Source organism: Paramagnetospirillum magnetotacticum MS-1 (assembly GCF_000829825.1).
GTDB classification, from domain to species: domain Bacteria; phylum Pseudomonadota; class Alphaproteobacteria; order Rhodospirillales; family Magnetospirillaceae; genus Phaeospirillum; species Phaeospirillum magnetotacticum.
Window position 1 is genome coordinate 158,410 of sequence record NZ_JXSL01000020.1, and the last position, 20,663, is coordinate 179,072.

A 20,663-nucleotide genomic window follows, 5' to 3' on the forward strand; every position below is an offset into this window, starting at 1 on the left:
GCATTTCCGGGGCATCTGTATGTTTTTCGATTTGCGCATCGGTGTCCGTCTCTCCCTGATCGTCGTCATCTTGCTGGCGGCGCTGGCGGGGGTTTCGGTTTACGCCTTGCACGAGATCAAGGGCCGCCTGCTGGCCGAACGGCAAAGCCAGAGCCGGATCATGGTCCAGGGCGCCCTGGCCCAGATCGCCCGGTTCCATACCATGGAACAAGATGGACGCGTGACGCGCGAGGCGGCGCAGAAGATGGCTCTGCAGGCCGTGGACACGTTGCGCTATGGTCCGGATCAGTATGTCTGGGTCAATGACTCGCGCCCCGTCGTATTGTCTCACCCCATCGCGGCCATGATCGGCCGGAATGTGGACGACATCATCGACGCGGACGGGCGGCCCCTTTTCCGTGAATTCCTCCGAATCAGCGCGGGCAGCGGCAATGGTACGCTCAGTTACCGTTGGCCGCGTATGAACGACGATGTCCCCCATCTGAAGATTTCCTATGTGGAGGGGTTTGCGCCTTGGGAGTGGACGGTCGGCTCTGGCGTCTATGTGGACGATATCGACGCCGCCTATGAGGACGTGGCCCGGCGCTTCGGCTTGTTCGCCCTGTTGGCCGGTCTGGCCAGCGCCTTGGTGGTGGGGCTGGTGGCGCTGGGCATCACCCGTCCGCTGGGCCAGATCACCCGCTGCATGACGCGGCTTGCGGCGGGCGAGGATGTAATGGTGCCCGAATACGCGCGCGGCGACGAACTGGGCGACCTGATGCGGGCCATGGGCAGTTTCAAACGGCATCTGACGGAGAAGAAGCAATTCAGCGAGGCGCACGACGCGGTTTTGCGCGAGGCGGCGACTGTCTTCAATCTGATCACCGACGCGGTGATGGTCACCGATGCCCGCAATCACATCAAACTGGTCAATCCGGCTTTCTCGCGGATCACGGGCTTTGGTCCCGACGAGGTGATCGGCCGATCGCCGTCCATCCTGTCCTCGGGACGCCATGACGAATCGTTTTATGGGGGCATGTGGGCGCGATTGACTTCGGAGGGGAACTGGAGCGGCGAAATCTGGAACCGGGCCAAGAGCGGGGAGGTTTATCCCGAATGGCTGTCCATCACCGCCATCCGCGACCGCGGCGGCGAGACCCACGGCTATGTGGCGACCTTCAGCAATATCGCCGAGCGCAAGCGCAGCGAAACCCGCATGCGCTGGCAGGCGGAGCACGATGCCCTGACCGGCTTGGCCAACCGACCTTATTTCGAGACCGCCTTGGCTGTGGCCCTGTCCCAGGCCCGCGAGAACGATGACGATCTCGGTCTCCTGTTCATCGATCTGGACGGCTTCAAGGAGATCAACGACAGCCTGGGCCATGCGGCGGGCGATAGCGTTCTGGCTGCGGTGGCCAAGCGTTTGCAGCAGGTGGTGCGGTCCGACGATCTGGTGGCCAGGATGGGCGGTGACGAGTTTGCCGTGGTGATTCCCAAACTGCACCGCGAGGCGGATGCGCAGCATATCGCCGAGAAGATCGTTTCGCGCCTGTCGGAGCCCTTCGCGGTCGGCGGTGTGCAGGCCCGTATCGGGGCCAGCATCGGAATCGCCCTTTATCCCCATCACGGTACCTCGCCCGAGCAACTGACCTCGGCCGCGGACGGCGCCATGTACCGCCGCAAACAGAAGGGCCGCAACGGTGTCAGCCTGGCGGGCAACTCCTCCGAGGCCACGGTTTCCTGAACGAAAAACCCCCGCCGGTGAGGGCGGGGGCATGGTTCGCATCGTCGCCGCGAAGGGCTTACTTCTCGATGGGCGTGTCGTCCCGATTGCCCCATTCGGCCCAGGAACCGTCGTAGATCGCCACATTCTCGTGGCCCACCAGATGCAGGGCCAGGGCCACGGTACAGGCGGTGACGCCCGAACCGCAGGAGATGGCCACCGGCTGCTTGCTATCGATGCCAGCGGCGTCGAAACGGGCCTTGAGCTGGTCGGTGGGCAGCATACAGCGGGTGCGGTCGTCGATCAGATCGGCGAAGGGCACGTTGATGGAACCGGGAATGTGGCCCTGATGCTTGGTGGGGCGGGGCTCGGCCGCCTCGCCCTTGAAGCGGGCGGGGGCGCGGGCGTCGATCACCAATTCGCGCTTGCTCTCCAGATTGGCCTTCATGTGGTCCAGATCGCGGACCAGCAGGTGGTTATAGTGGCTGATGAAATGCCGCGTGCGGGGCACCGGGGGCAGGTCCTCGACGGGAAGGCCTTCGCGCAGCCACTTGGGGAAGCCGCCGTCCAGCACCGAGACGTCGCGGTGGCCGAAGGTGCGGAACATCCACCAGACCCGTGCGGCGGCGCTGGTAAAGCCCGATCCATCATAGACCACGACCTTGTTGCCGTTGCCCAGGCCCAGCTTGCGCACCTTGCTGGAGAACTTCTCCGCCGGGGGCAGCATGTGCGGCAGGGTGGAGTCCGTATCGGCGATCTCGTCGATGTCGAAGAAAACGGCGCCGGGGATATGTTCGGCGTCGTATTCCTCCCGCGCATTGCGGTTCTGGCCCGGAGTATACCAGCTGGCATCCACGACGCGCACATCGGGCGCGCTGAGGTGGGAAGCCAGCCACTCGGTGCTGACGAGGGCGTCCGAATTGGGATGATTCATGCTCTATGTCCCCCCTTGCGGGTTTGCTTTTGTTGGGTCGCCGTTCACTCCAGCCAATGAGGCACCGGCAGATCGCGTTCCTTCAGGAAGGCCGGATTGAACAGCTTGCTTTGATAGCGGGTACCATAATCGCAGAGCACTGTCACCACTGTGTGTCCGGGTCCTAATATGCGCGCCACCTTGATGGCGGCCATCACATTGATTCCACTCGATCCTCCCAACACCAATCCTTCCTGCTTCACCAGATCGAAAATCAGCGGCAGGGCCTCGTGGTCGGTGACCTGGACCTGATCGTCGATGGGGGCGTCCTCCAGGTTCTTGGTGATGCGGCCCTGGCCGATGCCTTCGGTGATGGAGGTGCCCTCGGCCTTCAGCTCGCCATGGGCATAGTAATTGTAGAGGGCCGAGCCCAGGGGATCGGCCAGAACCACCTTGATATTCTTGTTGTGCTCCTTCAGCGCCATGCCGGTCCCGGCCAAGGTGCCGCCCGTGCCCACCGCGCAGGTGAAAGCGTCCACCGTGCCGTCGGTCTGGCGCCAGATCTCCTGGCCGGTGGTGTTGAAATGGCCCATGCGGTTGGCGGTGTTGTCGAACTGGTTGGCCCACAGCACGCCATTGGGTTCGGTCTTGGCCAGCTCGTTGGCCAGGGTCTCGGAATAGCGCACGTAATTGCCGGGATTGGCGTAAGGAACGGCAGGCACCAGGCGCAGATCGGCGCCGACCAGGCGCAGCATATCCTTCTTTTCCTGGCTCTGGGTCTCGGGCATGACGATGACGGTCTTGTAGCCGAGCGCATTGGCCACCAGGGCCAGACCGATGCCGGTATTGCCCGCCGTGCCCTCGACGATCACGCCGCCGGGTTTCAACAGGCCCTTCTTCTCCGCATCCTGGATGATGGCCAGGGCGGCGCGGTCCTTGACCGATCCGCCGGGATTGAGGAACTCGGCCTTGCCCAGGATGGTACAGCCGGTTTCCTCCGACGCCCGCTTCAGGCGAATCAGGGGGGTGTTGCCGATGGAGTCGAGGAAGCCGTCGCGAATGTCCGTCATGGTTGGTGTAGTTTCCGTCTAATTACCATTTGAATAATGTAGCTAGTCGGATCGGGGACTACAAGGCTTGTAAAGCCTCCTTGACCCGCTCTGGCGTGAAGGGAACCGTCCGCAGCCGCACTCCCACCGCATCGAACACCGCATTGGCCAAGGCGGCGGGGACCGGGGTGCAGGCCGCCTCGCCGCCGCCCATGGGGGGCTGATCGGGGCGGTCCAGAAGCTCGATGGTGAGGTCGGGCACGGCGCCGAAGCCCAAGATGGGGTAGGTCGACTGGTCGGTCGAGGTGACGCGCTCGCTATCGAAGGTCACTTCCTCGAGCAAGGTGCGCGACAGGGTTTGAAGGATACAGCCTTCGATCTGCATTTTCAGAGCGTCCGGGTTGATCACCTGCCCGCAATCATGGGCGCAGGTCACCCGTTTGACGACGATGCGCCCGGTCTCGCGCTCGACCGCGACCTCCATGGCCATGGCCACATAGGTTTCCGAGTGCTTGTAATGCACATAGGCGATGCCGCGCCCGGTGCCGTCACCTTTGGGATTGGGGCTGGGGCGCGGCGCCCAGGCCATCATGGAGGCCGCCTTGGTCAGAACGGCGATGCCCCGGAAATCCCGCAGGCCGATCAGGCGGGTGACCAGCGGGTCCAGATTCTGGCCCGCGCATAATTCATCGAAATAGCTTTCCACGGCGAAGACATTGGCGATCTTGCCGGGCGCGCGGATATTGCTGGGGCGAAGGGGGGATTCGGCCTGCCAGTGGACCTTGACCTCCAGATCGGCGACGGCATAGGGCGGGTCGCCGTTCTGGGAAATCAGGCCGGTGATCAGGCCCTGGGGCTGATCGATCCCTGCCGCCTCGGGGGCCAGGAGCGGCACATTGACCAGATTGGCGGTGGCCTTGGGCACCCACATCTCGGTGCTCCAGCCGGTCAGCAGGCCCGACGACGCCATGGCGCCCCGGATGGACAGCAATTGCGGCGGTCCCTTGGGGTCCCAGCCCAGTTCGTCGTCGCGGCTCCAGGCGACGCGCACCGGCTTGCCCAGGACCTTGGCCAGCAAGGCGGCGTCGGCCGCCGCGTCGTCATGGCCGTTCATGCCATAGCAGCCTGAACCGTCCAGATAGATCAGCCGCACCTTGTCGGCGGGCAGGCCCAACAGGGCGGCGAAAGCGGGGCGGAATTTGTGGGTGGCCTGGGACGCGGTCCAGATGGTGGCGGCGCCATCCTTGACCTGGGCCACGGCGCAGCTTGGCCCCAGCGAGCCGTGGGACTGCACCGGCCAGTAATATTCCACGGCGGGTGGCGCACCGGACAGGCGGGCACTGGCGTCGCCCCTGGTCTTCAGCACCTCTTCGGACACGAAGGGCGGGATCTTCAGCCAGTCGCGCACTGTCTGATGACCGATAAGATTGGTGGACTCCGACCATTCGGCCTTCAACAGGCGGGCGGCGCGGACCGCATCCCATTCCCGGCCCGCCACCACCGCCAGGAAATTCTTGATGCGGATCACGCGGGCGGACTTGACGGCGCGGATGGAGGATTCGTCCACCCGAAGAAGATGAGCGCCGACGCTGGGCGGGCGGATGACGCGGCCATGCAGCATGCCCGGCAGCTTGAAGTCATGGACATAGACATGGGTGCCGCAAACCTTGGCCGGAATGTCGGGACGTGGCAGCGGCTTGCCCACCACCCGGTATTCGGCCGGGCGGCGCAAGGGGGCCTTGGGGTCCAGCTTCAGGGAAAATCCGCTTTCGCCAATCAGGTCGCCCAGGGCGATGGAGCGCCCGCCGGTCTTGGACACCACCGCGCCGTCAAGCAGGTCCAGTTCCTCGGGGGCAAGCTCCAACCGGGGCGCGGCGAGACTGATCAGGGCCTGGCGCGCCGTGGCGGCGGCCTGACGGATCTGCATCCCACCCTTGGCGACACCGGTAGAACCGGCTGTAGGGCCTTGATCGGGGGTAAGGGCGGTATCGCCCTCGATCAGCGTGATGGATTCGGCGGCGATGCCCAGTTCCTCGGCGGCCATCTGGCGGATGGCGATGCGCAGGCCCTGGCCCAGATCCACCTTGCCGCAATAGATGGTGACCCGGCCATCGGCGCCGATGGCGATGAAGCCGTCCACCTCGGCGGGATCATTGGTCCGGGGGGCGGATCGGGCCGCGCGGGGCAAGGCGAAGGCCACGGAAAGCGCCGCCATGGAGCCCAGAAGAGCGCGACGGGAAAGGTGAAGGCTCATGACTTGTCCCTCCCGCCCAGGCTCATCACGGCGCGCAGGACCCGGTGATGGCTGCCGCAGCGGCACAGATGGCCGTCCAGCGCCGTCTTGACCTCGTCCCGGTCGGGCTGGGCGTTGCGGGCCAGCAGGGCGGCGCTTTCCACCACCATGCCGGGCGTGCAAAAGCCGCATTGGGCCGCCTGTTCCGCCACGAAGGCCGCCTGCACCGGATGGGGGGCTTCGGGGCTGCCCAGGCCCTCGATGGTGGTGATCTCCTTTCCCGCCGCCTCGGCCAAAGTGGTCTGGCAGGAGCGGACGGGCTGGCCGTCCACCAGCACTGTACAGGCCCCGCATTCGCCCTTGCCGCAGCCCAGATGGGTCCCGGCAAGGCCCAGATCGTCGCGCAGCCAGAAGATCAGGGGCATGTCGCCATCGGCGGGAAGCGCCTGGCGCAGGGTGCCGTTGACGGTGAGGGAGAGTTTCCGGGGGGACGCGGGTTTTCCGGGCATTGGGGGCCTCGCGCGTTATGGGTTGGGCAGTATAAGGGGAAATCGCCCGCTTGCCCAAGGCCGCCTTGATCCGCTACACCCAAAGCATCAACAGGGGAGGCCGGTTTGAACCAGCGCGCGCCGGGATTCTACGGCACCTATGCCAGCCATAAGGGCTATGCCACGCCGCAATTGGGGCATAAGCAGATGGCGCGCTTCGACGCCGAGATATGGGAGCCCGCCCAGTGCAGTCCGTCCCATTCCTTTCTCGAGATCGGCTGCGGCACCGGCGCCTTTCTCGGCTATCTGCGCAAGAAGGGGGTGACGCGGCTGTTGGGCATCGATCACGATTCGGCCCTGGCCTCGGTCATTCCCGATACGGCGCGCCACGATTTCGTCTGCCGCGACGTGTGGGAGGTCGCCTCTGACGAATCCCTGGGGCGTTTCGACCGCATCGTCTTGCTGGACGTGCTGGAGCATTTCGAGGCCTCGGACGCGCTGCGTCTGCTGCAATCCCTGCGCGGGCGTCTGGCCGAGGGTGGGCGTGTGGTGATCAAGGTGCCCAATGCCGGATCGCCCTGGGGCCTTCCCTACCAGTATGGCGATCTCACCCACCGCACCGCCTTCGCGCCCATCTCGGTGCGCCAGTTGGCCGATGCCGCCGGCTTTGCTCCGCCCTTGCTCTATGGCCAGCGTCAGGGTTCGGCGCGGCGGCGTATCACCGACGCCCTGGTGGGCAGATTCTTGTCCTGGGCCCTGCTCAATCCGCCTGAGATCTGGGCGGCCAATCTCTATGCCGTCCTGCAGGTGAAGCCGTGAAGCGTAACCTTATCCTTCTCATTCTTCCGGCCCTGTTCACCGCCCTGCTGTTCGCCATGGGCGCGGCGTCCCAGCCGTTCTGGCAGGTGTTCAACCTGGACCCCGATTACTATTACCTGACCAACGGCCTGCTGCTGGTGGAAGGCTTGGCGCCCACCGATATGGGCCATCCCGGCACGCCGGTTCATGTGTTCATCGCCGTCGTCTACCGGCTGATGCATCTGGGCGAGCCCACCGGGGCCATTGTCGATGCGGTCCTGCGCGAGCCTGAGCATCATCTGAGGGTCGTCACCTGGGTGATGTATCCACTGATCGGCCTGTCCCTGGTGGCTTTGGGCCGCGCCTTCCTGACGACCACCGGGCGGCTGGCGCCCGCTATGCTGGCTCAGGGCGCGCCGTTCCTGTCCATGATTATCCCCAAATTCGGCCTGCATCCCAAGCCGGAGGGCTTTTTGATCATCGCCGTGGCCTGGGTGCTGATCGCGGCGCTGCGCATCGTGCGGACCGAGACCTTGACCGACCGGCAGGTGGGGTGGCTGGGTCTGGCGCTCGGCTTCGGCATCGCCTGCAAGATCCAGTTCGTGGCCCTTGGCCTGATCCCGTTGTTCATTCTGGACCGCCGCCGCCTGTTCCTGGTGTTGCCGCTGGCCACCGTGGCGGGGTTCTTCGTCTTCTTCTCGCCCGCTTTGCCGTCGCTCGACATCTTCCTGGGCTGGTGGGTCAAAGTGCTGACTCATAGCGGGGCCTATGGCCAGGGCGAGGTAGCCGTGGTGCAGCCGGGCCGGTACCCCAAGGCGATCATCGGCCTGTTCGGCTCCAAGATCATCTTCACCATCGGTGTGGTGCTGTCGCTTTTCGCTCTGGCCGGTTATGTGCGCCTGCGCCGCCGGGGCCTGATCGCGGCGGACAGGCTGGCCGGGCTGCTGGCCGGTCTGGTGGCCGCCGAAGTCTTCACCATCCTGGCCGTGGCCAAGCAGCCCGCCGCCCATTATCTGGTGCCCGCCTTGCTGCTGACCGGGCCCAGCCTCGCCATTCTTTTCGTGCTGTCGGCCAAGGTCTTCGCGCCCCATTCCCATCTCAGGGCGTGGAGCGTGCTGGGGCTGGCCCTGGTGGTACTCAGCGCCCAGGCGTCGTGGAAGCAATATGCCGAGCTGGCCCGCTGGACCCATGAGGCGCAGGCCTTCGACATGGGCCGGTTCAAGGCCTGCGCCAAGATCGACTTCGATTCCGCCTCGACGCTTCCCTATGCGCTTCAGCGCGGCGACATGAACTCCCAGGGCCGCTATTCGCCCAAGCTGGCCGAGTTCATGCCAAAGGATCACTACACCTGGTTCATCAATGAGCATTCGTGGTGGCATGCGGGCTTCATGCAATGGAACAAGCCCATGGTGGTCGCTGAGGTGGTGGCCGCCTATCCCTGCACGGTGTTTCGCGGCAATCAGGCCAACAACCTGCCCATCTGGGCGGGCAAGGCCCTGGGGACGTTCAAGCCCGATGAAGTCTGCGAAGTGGGGGAGGAGACCATCTACACATTCGGAATCCGCTGTGATGGCGGAGCGGTGAATTCCGTTGGGGTAAATCAGTCGATGAGCCCCTCAAGCGCCGGGCGGGTTTCTCCGAAACCCTAGGCTTCCACGCCATAAGGCGCGCGGCCCCTTGGGCCTAACAAGCTCTCCATGAGACGCTCTCATGGCGAGCTTGTATCAACCCCTCTTGCAAAATGAGGCCAAAGGGATAGCCTTCTGCTCAGCAATCTGACGAGGGGGACATCATGGCGGCCAAGGCCGTAACCATCGCCCAGCAAAAGGGTGGCGCCGGAAAAACCACCATCGCCGCGCAACTGGCCGTGGCCTTTGCCAAGGGCGGCTTGCGCGTCGGCCTGCTCGACATCGATCCGCAAGGCTCGCTGGCGGCCTGGTACGATATCCGCAAGGCCCTGGTCGAGGAAGAGGGCGGCGGCATCACCTTCGTCCAGGCCTCCGGCTGGCGCCTGTCCACGGAACTGGACCGCCTGAAGCGCGATGTCGACGTGGTGCTGATCGATTCCCCGCCCCATGCCGAGACCGAAGTGCGCATCGCGGTGCGCGCCGCCGACCTGATCTTGGTGCCCATGCAGCCCTCGCCCATGGATCTGTGGGCCACCGGGCCGACGCTGGACATGGCGCGCAAGGAAAAGTCGCCCGCTCTGATGGTGTTCAACCGCACGCCGTCTCGGGGCAAGCTGGTGGACGCGGTGCGCAAGAAGATCAAGGACTCAGAGGTACCCGTGGCTCAGACCGTGCTGGGCAACCGGGTGGCCTTCGCCGCCTCCATGATGGAGGGCAAGGGCGTGGTGGAAAGCAATCCCCGCCACACCGCTACCAAGGAAATCAATGCGTTGGCCGCGGAAATCGCCGCCATCCTGGGGCTGGACTAAGATTATGGAGATGTTCTTCGACCACGCCTATGCCATTGCCATGGCGCTGCACACTCTGGCGGCGGTGGTCTGGGTGGGCGGCATGTTCTTCGCCCATCTGATCTTGCGTCCCGTCCTGGCCGAGCGTCAGGCGCCCGAGCGCCTTGCCGTGTGGCGCGAGGTTTTTCCCCGTTTCTTCTTCTGGGTGTGGATCAGCATTCTGGTCCTTTTGGTCACCGGCTATTCCACCTTGCTGCTGGGCTTCAAGGCGGGCTTCACCGGCGGACCCAGCCATGTGGACATCATGCAGCTCATCGGGCTGGTGATGATGGCCCTTTATTTTCAGCTGTTCTTCGGCCCCTGGCAGGGTTTCAAGCGGGCCTTCGCCGCCGAGGACTATCCCAAGGCGGCGGAGTATCAGATCCGCATCCGCCATATCGTCACCGTCAACCTGATCCTTGGCATGATCAGCATCGTGGTGGGCGTCGCTGGCTCCCTGCTCGGAGCCTGAGAGAGATGGATAAGGACAAGGACGTCGAGATCCTTTCCAAGGAGACGGTCTTCAAGGGCTTTTTCCAGGTGGACCGCTATCGTCTGCGCCACCGCACCTTCGCTGGCGGCTGGACCGAGGAAATGGTGCGCGAAGTGTTCGAGCGCGGTCATGCGGTGGTGGTTCTGCTGTATGATCCCGACCGCGACAAGATCGCCATGATCGAGCAGTTCCGCCCCGGCGCCTATGCCGCGGGCTGGCATCCCTGGCTGATCGAATGCGTGGCGGGCATGATCGAGGAGGGCGAGCATCCCGACGACGTCGCTCGGCGCGAAACCCGCGAGGAGGCGGGTTCGGAGCCCTCCGACATGGTCCATGTGGGCGACTATCTGGTGACCGCGGGCGGGTCGTCGGAAACCTGCAAACTCTATTGCGCCCGCGTGGATTCCTCGGCCATGGGCGGCACCCACGGCCTGGTTCACGAGGGCGAGGATATCCGGGTGTTCGTCATCGATCCGGCCGAGGCTCTGGCCATGTGCCGCGACGGGCGCATCAACAACGCCATGGCGGTTCTGGCCATTCAGTGGCTGATCATGGAAAAGGACGCGCTTCGCGCCAAATGGCTGGGCTAGGTTTTTAGATATTACCGGCCAGGACCAGCAGCGGCTGGGCGCCGTCCCAGATCATGCGCAGCGCCACGATCACGATGATGCCGAGGCCCACATAGGCGATCCAGTGCCAGCGCTTGAGGACGCGCGCCACCGTTTCGGCCGCCGCTCCGGTCAGCGCCACGGACAGAGCCAGCCCCGCCACCATGATCCACACATGCTCGCGCGCCGCTCCCGCCACCGCCAGCACGTTGTCCAAGGACATGGAGACGTCGGCCAGCACGATCTGCTTGACCGCCTCGGAGAATTTCTTGGGCTGGGGCGAGGCGTCCTCGGTGGTTGCCTCGTCGTCATGGCATGCGTCGCGCAACTCGCGCCACAGCTTCCACGACACCCATAGCAGCAGCAATCCACCGGCGAACAGCAGGCCGATGACGCCCAGAAGCTGGACGGCGAAGACCGAGAACAGGATGCGCAGACAGGCCGCCGCCGTGATGCCCCACAAAATGGCCTTGCGCCGCTGCTCGGGCGCCAGGCCTGCGGCGGCGATGCCGATCACCACGGCATTGTCGCCCGCCAGGGTGATGTCGATGGCGACCACCGAGGCCAATGCGGTCAGTTCGGACGCGAAATCCATCAGGCTCCTCCAAACAGAAGGCGGCAGACCACGATTGCGGTAACCAGGGCGGCCAGATCGGCCAGCAGCCCCACCGCCAGGGCATGGCGGATGCGGCGCACCTGCACCGCCCCGAAATAGACGGCCAACACATAAAAGGTGGTTTCGGTCGAGCCGTAAAGGGTCGATAGCAACACGCCCAGATAGGAATCCGGGCCGATGGCCGGGTCCTTCAGGCTAACGGCCAGCATGCCGTAGGAGCCTGAACCCGAAAGCGTGCGCATGACCGCCATCATCAGCGCCTCGGCGGGCAGGCCCAGGCCCTCGGTCAGCCGTCCCAACGGGCGGATCAGGAGATCCATGGCGCCAGAGGCCCGCACCATGCCGATGGCCGCCAGAATGGCCACCAGATAGGGGATGATGCGCACCGCCACCTGAAAGCCTTCCCTGGCGCCTTCGACAAAGCTTTCGTAAAGGCGCACGCCCCGCACCGCGCCGAACAGCAGCAGCCCCACCACCAGGCCGGGCAGAATCCACGGCCCCAAAATCTTGCCCCAGACCAGCAGAGCGGCGGACGCCGCCAGCAGCCCAGCCAGGGCGAGAAGGCAGGGCCACAAGGGGCCGGGAGCGGCATGATCCGGCTCCGCCTCGATCAGGCGGGGTTGCCATACCCCTTGCAGACCGCGCGCCGCCAGCACGCCCACCAGGGCGGCCACCAGACCGGCGACCAGGGTGGGGGCGACGATGGCGGCGGGCTCGGCCGAGCCGGTGGCGGCGCGCAGCGCGATGACCTTGGTGGGCAGCAGGGTCAGACCGGCGGTGTTGAGGCCCAGGAACAGCACCTGGGCATTGCTGGCGGTGCCCTTGTCGCGGTTAAGGCTCTCCAGATGCTCCATGGCGCGGATGCCGAACGGCGTGGCGGCATTGCCCAGGCCCAGCAGATTGGCCGCCACATTCATCACCATGGCGCCCATGGCCGGATGGCCGGGAGGAATCTCGGGAAACAGGCGTCGCAGCAGGGGTTCCAGCAGACGGGCCATGGCGTCGAGAAGGCCGCCCGCCTCGGCCACCTTCATCAGGCCGAGAAACAGCGCCATGATGCCGACAAGTCCCAGGGCCAGGGGCACGGCGCCCGCCACCGCATCCACCAGTCCGGCCGACAGCGCCTCCATGGCGCCCGCTCCTCCCGATAGTTCGGTGAAGGCGGCCACCAGAAACGACACTAGCACCAGGATCAGGAATACGGCGTTCAACAGGCACTTCCCCCCAATTGCGCAAGAATCTATCAGAAGCCGGGGCGCCGCGCATCCTTGCCGCCCGCCCTTTCCCGTTGTAAAGCATCAGAAGAAACATGCGGGAGACATCGTCCATCATGCGCCGTGCCGCGCTTCTTCTCGGCCTTGCCGCCCTGTGGGTCTGTCCCGCCCTGGCCGCCGATACCGTTCCTGTCCGCCTCGATGCCGCCCGCGCCGCCCATGCCAAGGGCGATCTGGCCCGCGCCGCCATTGAGTTGGAGGCGGCGGTGGCCGAATTGCAAAGCCGTCTGGGCAAGATGCTGGGCGACTTCCTGCCGCCGCCCCCCACTGGCTGGCAGGCCGAGCCGGTGGAAATCCAGTCCCTGTCGGGCAGCGGCGGAGGTCTGGCGGTGACGCGGGCCTATGCCCGCGACGACAACACGCTGAATGTTTCGCTGATCATCGATAGCCCGGCGGTGGCCGCGGCGGCGGCCCAACTGGCCAACTCGGCCCAGCCCAATACCCGCAAGGTGAAGGTCGGCGGCGAGGACGCGGTGCTGCGCTGGGATTCCCAGGGCCGCAACGGTGAAGTTCTGCTGGTGCCGGGCCCGCGCATCCTGCTGCAGATCGAAGGCGACAATCTGGGCAGCGCCGACGTGCTGAGCGAGGCCGCCAAGGGCTGGAACCTGGCCGGGATCAAGAAGGCCCTACCGCAGTAACCCCACCAGAAGCGGAACCAGGATTGCCGTGACCAGACCGGTCAGTCCGATGGCTAGGCCGCCGAAGGCGCCCGCCGTTTCGCTCATCTGAAGGGCGCGCACCGTGCCGATGCCGTGGGACGCGATGCCCAAGGCCAGGCCGCGCGCCGCCTGATCCTTGATGCGGAACAGATCGAGGATCCAGCCGCCGCACACCGCTCCGAAAATACCGGTCAGCATGACCATGACGGCGGTCAGCGAAGGAATGCCGCCAATCCGCTCGGTGATGCCCATGGCGATGGGGATGGTCACCGATTTTGAGGCCAGCGACAGCAGCACCTTTTCCGATCCGCCCAGCGCCCAGGCCAGGACCACGGCGCTTGCCCCCGCCATGACCGCGCCCACGCCGATCACCAGCAAGATGGCGGGCCAGGCCCGGCGCAGAATGGGCATCTGGTTGTAAAGCGGCACCGCCAGAGCGACGGTGGCCGGACCCAGCAGGAAATGGACGAACTGGGCGCCGTCGAAATAGGTGCGGTACTCGGTCCCCGTGGCCATCAGAAAGCCCACGATGATCGCCACCGAGACCAGGATGGGATTGAGCATCGGCGACCGCCCGCCCTTCTCGAACAGCCACATGGCCGCCTGATAGGCGATCAGCGTCGAGGTCAGTCCCAATAGCGGCGAGGTGGAAAGGTAGACCCAGATGCTGGCGAGGTCGCCATTCATGGCTCGCCCCCCGTCTTGGGCCGCTTGGTCAGGGCCTGCATCAGCAGCCCGGACACCACGATGGTGGCAAACGTGCTGCCCAGCACCGCCGCCGCGATGGGCAGCGCCTCCTCGGCGATCAGCTTCAGGTGGACCATGACGCCGACGCTGGCCGGAATGAACAGCAAGGCGAAGTTGGACAGGATGGCCTTGACCGCCAGATCCAGGCCGGACGGAATCCGGCCCCGGATCACCAGGCCGGTGAACAGCAAGACCATGCCCACCACCGGGCCGGGCAGGGGCCAGCCGGAAAGGCGGACCAGCACTTCACCGGCAAGCTGGCAGAGCAGTAGAACCGTGATATAGGGAAGCACGATCCGTTTCCTTTCAGGCTGCACCCAATGGACTGGCTTTCACCCACCGACCTGCTAGGTAGCATCGCGGGGATCCTTACGACCATCTCCTTCGTGCCCCAGGTGGTCAAGACCCTGCGTAGCCGTCAGACCAGGGATATATCCCTGGCCATGTGGATTTGCTTCGTCGCCGGTGTGGCGTTGTGGACGGTCTACGGCCTGTTGCTGGGAGCCTGGCCCATCGTGGCGTCCAATCTGCCGACCCTGGCCCTGGCCGGAACCATCCTGGTGGTCAAGCTTCGCAACATGGGTAAGGAAACGGAGGGCGACAAGCCCCCCGTTTGAATGTTTGCCCGGTATGATTCGCTCACCGCCAAGCCTCGATGATGTCGAGGCTTGGCTAGGCCCAAGGGGCCGCGCGCCTTATGGCGCGGGAGCCAGGCGGGCGGAGGCCCGCGCCCGGCGATTGAGGGGCCTGTATCAGGCGTTACGGCCGCCGTGCAGGCCGGACCAGCCCACGGGATCGTGGAGGAAGGAGCGCACGGCCTCGACGGCCTTCTTGTCGAACTGGCCTTCTTCCTCGACCACTTCCAAAACGTCCCACCAATTGCACAGATAGCCGAGATCGACGCCGATCTCCTCCAGGCTCTTCATGGCGCCGGGGAAGACGCCGTAGAAGAACACCACGAAGGAGTGGTCGACCTTGGCGCCCGCCTCGCGCAGCGCATTGACGAAATTGACCTTGGAGGCGCCGTCGGAGGCCAGATCTTCGACCAGCACCACCCGGTCGCCGTCCTTGAAATCGCCCTCGATCTGGGCGTTACGACCGAAACCCTTGGGCTTCTTGCGGATGTAGAGCATGGGAAGGCCCATGCGGTCGGAAATCCAGGCCGCGTAGGGAATGCCCGCCGTCTCGCCGCCAGCGATGGCCTCGGTGGATTCATAGCCCACTTCGCGCATGATGGCCTTGGTCATCAGTTCGCAGATCTTGGTCCGCGCACGTGGGAACGAGATCACCTTGCGGCAATCCACATAGACCGGGCTGGCCCAGCCCGAGGTCAGGATATAGGGCTCTTCCGGGCGGAAATTGATCGCCTTGATCTCCAGCAGGATGCGCGCGGTGGTCAGCGCCGCCTGCTTCTGTTCCGGGGTACGCGAAACGGTGGTTGCCATGTGAGGAGCCCTCTTGCCTTGCCGATAAGGGGCTCTATAGGCACAATCGCGCCTTCCTGCAAGAAGACAGAATAGGGAAATGAAATGTCCGACGTGATCCAGCTGGTCCGAGACGGCGCCATCGCCACCGTGACCCTGAACCGCCCCGACCGCATGAACGCCCTGAACCTGCCCATGTGGCGCGGTTTGGCCGAGGCTTTCGAGGCCATTTCGGCGGACAAGTCCATCCATGTGGTCATCTTGCGGGGCGCCGGAACCAAGGCCTTCGCGCCCGGTGCCGATATCGAGGAATTCGACACGCTGCGCGCCACCCCCGATCAGGCCAAGGCCTATGATCTGGTCATGCGCAAGGCGTTGGATACGGTGCGCGCCTGTCCCCAGCCGGTGATCGCCGCCATCTGGGGGCCCTGCGTCGGCGGCGGGCTGGAACTGGCGTGCTGCTGCGACATCCGGCTGTCGGCCAAATCGGGCAAGTTCGGTGTTCCCATCAACAAGATCTCGGTGGTGATGGCCTATCCTGAACTGGCCCAGATCCGCCGGGTGGCCGGTCCGGCCGCCGCCTTGGAGATCTTACTGGAAGGCCGGATCATGGAGGCCGAGGAGGCGCTTTCCAAGCGTCTGGTCAACCGGGTGGTCGACGACGAGGCGCTGGAGGCTGAACTGGCCGCCACCGCCAAGCGCATCGCGGCTGGCGCGCCGCTGGCCAATCGCTGGCACAAGGCCTTCATCGCGCGCCTGGACGATCCGACTCCGGTCTCCGAGGCGGAACTGGACGAGTGCTATCGATTCTTGGACACCAAGGATTACGCCGAGGGCCTTGCCGCCTTCCGCGCCAAGCGCAAGCCGGTCTTCACGGCGGAGTAGGGAACGGCAGACGGTCCATAGGTTCCAACCTAATCTCACAGATCCGTCACCCCGGCCTCGAGCCGGGGCCCAGGAGTCGCGAAAACGGCTGGAGGTGCACTCCCTGGATCCCGGCTCAAGGCCGGGATGACGATGGGAAGCTTAAGCGAGCGCTTCGTGGCCTTACCCCCGCAAGGCCGCTTCCATCAACTGGGGCATGGCTTTGAGGTCGGTGTGGGAGCCGACCTCGCGCTTGTCCAGGCGCAAGGCGATGGCGGCGACCACGGCGGGCTTGCCGGGAATGCCGAACTGGGTGCGGAAACCGGCCCGGCCCAGCAGCTTGTAGGCGGTGACCATGGCGATGGCCGCCTGGAAGGTGCTGAGGTTCAGGCGGGCGAACAGGTCGGCATGGACCAGATCGTTGATTTCGCCCAGGGCGGCGACCAGTTCGCGGGTCTCGGATTCGGGGCGGGTGCCCAGCACCTTGATCACGGCGGTATCGTTCAGAGCCGTCCACCAGAGCTGTTCGCGCTGAGGCAGGTCGGGCTGCGACGGCGGGCGCGGGGCGTGGAGGGGGATCAGGGAGGGCGCCGCGGCGGCGGCGGTGATGGAATCCAGGATTTCCGCCTCGCGGATGTCAAGCAGGCGCGGGCCCATCTCCTGCACCTTGGCCAAGGGCAGCGGGGCGTAATGGGGAACCAGCGGCACCTGCCAGTCATGGATCAGATATTCGTTGATGGCCTTGTACATGGCGCCCGCCTTCGACTTGGGATCGTTGGGGTCGCCGCCCAGGGTGGCCTTGAAGTGGCGCTTGGCATGGGTGCGCACGATCATGGCGATGACGTCGTGCACCGACCGGCCGCAGCGCAGCGCCACGAAGTCGTCATTGACCGGCCGCCCGCGCGCATCCACCAGCAGATTGCGGAAGGCCGAGCGGTTGCGGCGGAAGATGGAGATACAGCCGTGCAGCATCTCGGAATTGGCCATGACCAGATCGTAGAACTCTTCCCCCGAAGTGCCTTCGAAGGCGGGGATCAGCGCGCGGAAGACCTCGGCCACGCGGCCTTTCAGCGTATCGTTGATGACGCGGACGGCATCATTGTGGCTGTGGGGCAGCTTTGCGGCGGCTCCTGCAGTCCTTTTCACACTGATATCGTCCCGTGGCATTTACATCTGCCCCTGGCGGCAGGAAATCCGACGCCAGTTTTAGGTTATCGGGACTTTACCTGTGCTGCAAAGCACAAATTATGGTTCTTTGTAGCGCTATGCTATTGAATAGGCTTAATACTTTATCCTTTCGCATAGTCCGAAAGGAGGTTTGTCAGGGCTTCCTGCAATTGGGGGAGTTCCACCGGCTTGGACAGATAGGAGTCCATTCCGGCCTCAAGGCAGCGTTCAGCCTCGCCCGCTAAGGCGTTGGCGGTGAGCGCCAGGATGGGCGTATGGCGGCCTTTTCCCTCCTCTTCGGCCCGGATGGCGGCGGTGAGCTGAAACCCGTCCATGATGGGCATGTGGCAGTCGGTGAGGACCAAGGAATAGGGCCTGGCCCGCCAGGCGGCCAGGGCCGCCGAACCGTCGGGAAAAACCTCGGCGGCGAAACCCAGCAGATGCAACTGGCGGCGGATCACCTGCTGGTTCACCGGGTGGTCCTCGGCCACCAGGATGGGGGCGCCGGTCCAGGAGGTGGGGCGCGGAGCCGGAGGCGGCTGCGGGGGGCTGGCGGGACGCGGCTGAGCCGATGGCCCCACCACCCGTGTCACCGCCGCGACGATCTGGGCGCGGCTGAGCGGACGGCCGAGGAATCCCAGGCAGTTGGGCAGTCGTTCCAATTGAAACCGTTCCGCTCCATCCCGTCCCCCGATGAACAGCAAGGGGGTCGTGCCCATGGGAGCCAATTGGCCGGGCGAGAGCGAATCGGCGGCGATCAGGGCGAGGTCGAAGGGCGCCTGGGTGGCGGTGGCCTTGGCGGAGGCGGCTTCGGCCTCCCTGGGGCCGGGAACGCGGACCACGGCGGCGCCGCCTTGCTCGGTGACCAGGGCGGCCAGGGTCCGCTCCTCGGTATCGGGATCGACGATCAGAATGCGCAGCCCCATGAAGGCGGCCTCTGTTTGCTCGGCGAGATTGTCGGGCGCGGCATCCTCGGCGGTGGGCAGGGGCAGGCGGCACCAGAAGGACGAGCCCACATTCGGTTCGGATTCGAAGCCAGCTGTTCCATCCATCAGGTCCACCAGACGCCGGGTAATGGACAGGCCCAGCCCTGTCCCGCCGAAGCGCCTTGTGGTCGAGCTTTCCGCCTGGGTAAAGGGCTGGAACAGGCGGTCGCGCAGGGCATCTTCGATGCCGATACCGGTATCGACCACCCGAATGGAAACCATGACCCGGCCCTGTTCGTCCGTGCCGCACCGGCCCACATGGATGGCGACCAGCCCCTGGGCGGTGAACTTCACCGCATTGCCAGCCAGGTTGAACAGAATCTGGCGCAGCCGCACCGGATCGGCCAGCACCAGGGGCGGCAGGCCAGGATCGACGAAGGTTGAGATGGAAAGCGACTTGGCCGCCGCCGCAGGGCTGATGGTCTGGACGACGCTATCGACCATGCGGTCGAGACGGACGGGTTCTTGTTCCAGTTCCAGGCGTCCGGCCTCGATCTTCGAGAAATCCAGCACATCGTCAAGAATACGCAGCAGCGCCAACCCGGAATCGCGGGTGGTGGAGACCAGATCGCGCTGATCACTGTCCAGTTCGGTGTGGTCCAGAAGTTCGATCATGCCGATCACCCCATTCATGGGGGTGCGTATTTCGTGGCTCATGGCGGCGAGAAAGGCCGATTTGGCCACATTGGCCGCTTCGGCGCTTTCCTTGGCGATGGTCAGGGCCTGGATGGCCGAATCGCGGCCGCGATTGGCCTCGTGGAACTTGGCCAGGACACGATTGAAGGCGGCGGCGATCTCGGCGGCCTCGGTCTCCGGGGCGGCGGCCACCGGCTGGGCGAAGGAGGAGGAGTGTTCGTGGGCCTCCATCTGGGCCAGCAGGTCTTGAAGGGTGCTGCGGTTGGCCTCCTCGGCGCGGCGTCCGGCCTCGGCCCGTTCGGCCTCGAGGCGTTGCTTTTCCATGGAGTTGCGCTTGAACACCTCGACGGTACGGGCCATGGCCGCCAGTTCGTCCTGCAGCTCGCGGCCTTCCACCTCGCGCGACCAGTCGCCGCCCGCCCCGGCCTCCATGGTCTCGCGCAGGCGCTGGAGCGGCGAGCGGATGGATTGCCCGATCATCCAGCTGACCCAGGCGCCGACCAGCAGCAGGACCAGCGCGGCCCCGGCTCCCGCCACGGCGAGGCGCAGCAACTGATGCCGCGAACGGCGCTGCAGCTTTTCCTCGCGGTCACGGCCCTGGATGGTCAGCCGGTCGATGGCCGCCGACATGACCGCCTGACTGGCGTCCACCTCATCGGTGAGGATGCGCGAGCGCTCGTCAAAGCCGCGCGCGATGGCGTCGATGGCTGCCGACAGGGTGCGCGCCCTTGTGCCGATCACCGCCAGGGCGTCGCGCTGCAGGTCGCTGCTGGCCAGTTGGGTCAGGGCGGGGACGGTATCGGTCACCCGTTGCAGGCTGGCATGGGCGTTGATGGCGCCCGCCCCCACGCCGTTGAAGTAGAAGGCGTTGATGGAAATCAGGGCTTCGACGAAATTCTCGTGGGATTTGACCAGGGCCGGGCTCAAGGGGTCGTTGCCACGTGAACGGGCGGTGGAGTTGAGAATGGCGTAAAGGCCGGACATCTCGCTGGTCGATTGCAGCACGTCGCTTTCATATAGGCGCAAGATGTCGGCGTTGATGGCCTTCAGCGTCTGGAAACCCGACACGAAGCGCCGCGCCGCCTGATGCATGGCGCTGGCATCCTCGGACAGCGGCTTTTCATGGGCGGTGGCGTCGCCCATGGCCACGAACAGCTCTTCCGAGCGGCGCATGGCGTCCTTCAAAAGGTCGTCGGTGGGATTGGCCAGATACTGGCGGATCATGCCCTGGAGGCGCGAGGCGCGGATGTCGATCTCGGCCAGGGCGCTGGTGCGGTGCTGGACGGTCCGCAACTCGTCCAGGTCGGAATCCATGACCGAGGCGGCGTGCCAGCCCAGGCCGCCCACCGCCAGGGCCACGCAAACATTGAGAGCCACCACCAGCGGAATACGCCAGGCGATGGGCAATACTCTGATCCAACCAACGAAGCGCGCATACGCCATGACCGGCGGGTCCCATCCTTGGTCACCTCGACCCATGGTACAAGCGGAGGGGGGGCGGGGGAAGGGCGGTAGCCGCCAAACCACTTAAAAAGCTGACGATTTCAGTTC

General features: G+C 65.2%; 20 protein-coding genes. 9 read left to right on the top strand and 11 right to left on the bottom strand.

Going from position 1 to position 20,663, the window contains the following annotated elements:
* The first annotated feature begins 19 nt into the window (after window positions 1-19).
* Complete coding sequence (locus tag CCC_RS03145; protein WP_009867104.1) at window positions 20-1,723, top strand: diguanylate cyclase domain-containing protein; 1,704 nt, start codon at window positions 20-22, stop codon at window positions 1,721-1,723.
* Window positions 1,724-1,781: 58 nt separating this feature from the next.
* On the opposite strand, the gene sseA is transcribed toward CCC_RS03145, so the two are convergent.
* Genes sseA through CCC_RS03165 form a run of 4 tightly spaced genes read right to left on the bottom strand, consistent with a single transcriptional unit; the run spans window position 1,782 to window position 6,406 of the window.
* Window positions 1,782-2,636 carry a 3-mercaptopyruvate sulfurtransferase gene (sseA, locus tag CCC_RS03150; protein WP_041039761.1) on the bottom strand — a complete coding sequence of 285 codons (855 nt, stop codon included), beginning with the start codon at window positions 2,634-2,636 and terminating at the stop codon, window positions 1,782-1,784.
* Window positions 2,637-2,680: 44 nt separating this feature from the next.
* Entirely contained in the window at window positions 2,681-3,685 is a 1,005-nt protein-coding gene (locus tag CCC_RS03155) for a cysteine synthase A (protein WP_041039764.1), read from the bottom strand.
* Between the two features lie 58 nt (window positions 3,686-3,743).
* Complete coding sequence (locus tag CCC_RS03160; protein WP_041039766.1) at window positions 3,744-5,918, bottom strand: xanthine dehydrogenase family protein molybdopterin-binding subunit; 2,175 nt, start codon at window positions 5,916-5,918, stop codon at window positions 3,744-3,746.
* The gene (locus CCC_RS03165; RefSeq protein ID WP_009869298.1) at window positions 5,915-6,406 is read right to left on the bottom strand and encodes a (2Fe-2S)-binding protein; all 492 of its coding nucleotides are present in this window, start codon (window positions 6,404-6,406) and stop codon (window positions 5,915-5,917) included. The genes CCC_RS03160 and CCC_RS03165 overlap by 4 nt, the downstream gene beginning before the upstream one ends.
* Window positions 6,407-6,511: 105 nt before the next feature.
* Between CCC_RS03165 and CCC_RS03170 the strand changes: the two genes are divergently transcribed.
* From CCC_RS03170 to CCC_RS03190, 5 genes are all read left to right on the top strand, one after another.
* Window positions 6,512-7,204: a class I SAM-dependent methyltransferase gene (locus tag CCC_RS03170; protein ID WP_009869297.1), complete on the top strand. Its 693-nt coding sequence runs from the start codon at window positions 6,512-6,514 to the stop codon at window positions 7,202-7,204.
* A complete protein-coding gene (locus CCC_RS03175) occupies window positions 7,201-8,832 on the top strand; it encodes a hypothetical protein (protein ID WP_009869296.1) in 1,632 nt (543 codons plus the stop codon). The genes CCC_RS03170 and CCC_RS03175 overlap by 4 nt, the downstream gene beginning before the upstream one ends.
* Before the next feature lie 143 nt (window positions 8,833-8,975).
* Window positions 8,976-9,620 carry a ParA family partition ATPase gene (gene parA / locus CCC_RS03180; protein ID WP_009869295.1) on the top strand — a complete coding sequence of 215 codons (645 nt, stop codon included), beginning with the start codon at window positions 8,976-8,978 and terminating at the stop codon, window positions 9,618-9,620.
* 10 nt (window positions 9,621-9,630) lie between these two features.
* Window positions 9,631-10,110: a DUF4149 domain-containing protein gene (locus tag CCC_RS03185; protein WP_041040017.1), complete on the top strand. Its 480-nt coding sequence runs from the start codon at window positions 9,631-9,633 to the stop codon at window positions 10,108-10,110.
* Window positions 10,111-10,115: 5 nt separating this feature from the next.
* A complete protein-coding gene (locus CCC_RS03190) occupies window positions 10,116-10,721 on the top strand; it encodes an NUDIX domain-containing protein (protein ID WP_009869293.1) in 606 nt (201 codons plus the stop codon).
* 4 nt (window positions 10,722-10,725) lie between these two features.
* On the opposite strand, the gene CCC_RS03195 is transcribed toward CCC_RS03190, so the two are convergent.
* Together CCC_RS03195 and CCC_RS03200 are read right to left on the bottom strand one after the other, a co-directional pair.
* A complete protein-coding gene (locus CCC_RS03195) occupies window positions 10,726-11,334 on the bottom strand; it encodes a YjbE family putative metal transport protein (RefSeq protein ID WP_041039768.1) in 609 nt (202 codons plus the stop codon).
* Window positions 11,334-12,566, bottom strand: coding sequence for a nucleoside recognition domain-containing protein (locus tag CCC_RS03200; protein ID WP_041039770.1), 1,233 nt, complete (start codon window positions 12,564-12,566; stop codon window positions 11,334-11,336). Before CCC_RS03200 ends, CCC_RS03195 begins: the two co-directional genes overlap by 1 nt.
* A gap of 98 nt (window positions 12,567-12,664) precedes the next feature.
* On the opposite strand from CCC_RS03200, the gene CCC_RS03205 reads away from it, so the two are divergent.
* Window positions 12,665-13,267 (top strand): hypothetical protein, encoded by a 603-nt coding sequence (locus CCC_RS03205; protein ID WP_009869290.1) that lies wholly within the window; start codon window positions 12,665-12,667, stop codon window positions 13,265-13,267.
* On the opposite strand, the gene CCC_RS03210 is transcribed toward CCC_RS03205, so the two are convergent.
* Window positions 13,256-13,975 carry an LrgB family protein gene (locus CCC_RS03210; RefSeq protein ID WP_009869289.1) on the bottom strand — a complete coding sequence of 240 codons (720 nt, stop codon included), beginning with the start codon at window positions 13,973-13,975 and terminating at the stop codon, window positions 13,256-13,258. The two genes, CCC_RS03205 and CCC_RS03210, sit on opposite strands and share 12 nt — an antisense overlap.
* Complete coding sequence (locus CCC_RS03215) at window positions 13,972-14,328, bottom strand: CidA/LrgA family protein (RefSeq protein WP_009869288.1); 357 nt, start codon at window positions 14,326-14,328, stop codon at window positions 13,972-13,974. Before CCC_RS03215 ends, CCC_RS03210 begins: the two co-directional genes overlap by 4 nt.
* A 27-nt stretch (window positions 14,329-14,355) precedes the next feature.
* Here CCC_RS03215 and CCC_RS03220 point away from each other — a divergent pair, with 27 nt between their 5' ends.
* Window positions 14,356-14,652 (top strand): SemiSWEET family sugar transporter, encoded by a 297-nt coding sequence (locus tag CCC_RS03220; protein WP_009869287.1) that lies wholly within the window; start codon window positions 14,356-14,358, stop codon window positions 14,650-14,652.
* Between the two features lie 135 nt (window positions 14,653-14,787).
* Here CCC_RS03220 and CCC_RS03225 read toward each other — a convergent pair whose 3' ends face one another.
* A complete protein-coding gene (locus CCC_RS03225) occupies window positions 14,788-15,480 on the bottom strand; it encodes an orotate phosphoribosyltransferase (protein WP_009869286.1) in 693 nt (230 codons plus the stop codon).
* 84 nt (window positions 15,481-15,564) lie between these two features.
* On the opposite strand from CCC_RS03225, the gene CCC_RS03230 reads away from it, so the two are divergent.
* Window positions 15,565-16,344, top strand: a complete 780-nt coding sequence (locus CCC_RS03230) for an enoyl-CoA hydratase/isomerase family protein (RefSeq protein WP_009869285.1) — start codon at window positions 15,565-15,567, stop codon at window positions 16,342-16,344.
* A 162-nt stretch (window positions 16,345-16,506) separates the two neighbouring features.
* Here the strand turns inward: CCC_RS03230 and CCC_RS03235 are convergent, their stop codons facing one another.
* Window positions 16,507-17,469, bottom strand: a complete 963-nt coding sequence (locus CCC_RS03235; protein ID WP_236686288.1) for a hypothetical protein — start codon at window positions 17,467-17,469, stop codon at window positions 16,507-16,509.
* 143 nt (window positions 17,470-17,612) lie between these two features.
* On the bottom strand, window positions 17,613-20,555 hold the full coding sequence (locus tag CCC_RS21005) for an ATP-binding protein (protein WP_052472921.1): 2,943 nt from the start codon (window positions 20,553-20,555) through the stop codon (window positions 17,613-17,615).
* Window positions 20,556-20,663 lie beyond the last annotated feature (108 nt).

Excerpts from the sequence above, each read along its gene's own strand:
- CCC_RS03205 (WP_009869290.1), top strand. The coding sequence starts at position 12,665 with ATGCGGGAGACATCGTCCATCATGCGCCGTGCCGCGCTTCTTCTCGGC.
- CCC_RS21005 (WP_052472921.1), bottom strand. The coding sequence starts at position 20,555 with ATGGCGTATGCGCGCTTCGTTGGTTGGATCAGAGTATTGCCCATCGCC.
- CCC_RS03220 (WP_009869287.1), top strand. The coding sequence starts at position 14,356 with ATGGACTGGCTTTCACCCACCGACCTGCTAGGTAGCATCGCGGGGATC.
- CCC_RS03230 (WP_009869285.1), top strand. The coding sequence starts at position 15,565 with ATGTCCGACGTGATCCAGCTGGTCCGAGACGGCGCCATCGCCACCGTG.
- CCC_RS03165 (WP_009869298.1), bottom strand. The coding sequence starts at position 6,406 with ATGCCCGGAAAACCCGCGTCCCCCCGGAAACTCTCCCTCACCGTCAAC.
- CCC_RS03160 (WP_041039766.1), bottom strand. The coding sequence starts at position 5,918 with ATGAGCCTTCACCTTTCCCGTCGCGCTCTTCTGGGCTCCATGGCGGCG.
- CCC_RS03190 (WP_009869293.1), top strand. The coding sequence starts at position 10,116 with ATGGATAAGGACAAGGACGTCGAGATCCTTTCCAAGGAGACGGTCTTC.
- CCC_RS03210 (WP_009869289.1), bottom strand. The coding sequence starts at position 13,975 with ATGAATGGCGACCTCGCCAGCATCTGGGTCTACCTTTCCACCTCGCCG.
- CCC_RS03185 (WP_041040017.1), top strand. The coding sequence starts at position 9,631 with ATGTTCTTCGACCACGCCTATGCCATTGCCATGGCGCTGCACACTCTG.
- CCC_RS03195 (WP_041039768.1), bottom strand. The coding sequence starts at position 11,334 with ATGGATTTCGCGTCCGAACTGACCGCATTGGCCTCGGTGGTCGCCATC.
- CCC_RS03225 (WP_009869286.1), bottom strand. The coding sequence starts at position 15,480 with ATGGCAACCACCGTTTCGCGTACCCCGGAACAGAAGCAGGCGGCGCTG.
- CCC_RS03155 (WP_041039764.1), bottom strand. The coding sequence starts at position 3,685 with ATGACGGACATTCGCGACGGCTTCCTCGACTCCATCGGCAACACCCCC.
- CCC_RS03145 (WP_009867104.1), top strand. The coding sequence starts at position 20 with ATGTTTTTCGATTTGCGCATCGGTGTCCGTCTCTCCCTGATCGTCGTC.
- parA (WP_009869295.1), top strand. The coding sequence starts at position 8,976 with ATGGCGGCCAAGGCCGTAACCATCGCCCAGCAAAAGGGTGGCGCCGGA.
- sseA (WP_041039761.1), bottom strand. The coding sequence starts at position 2,636 with ATGAATCATCCCAATTCGGACGCCCTCGTCAGCACCGAGTGGCTGGCT.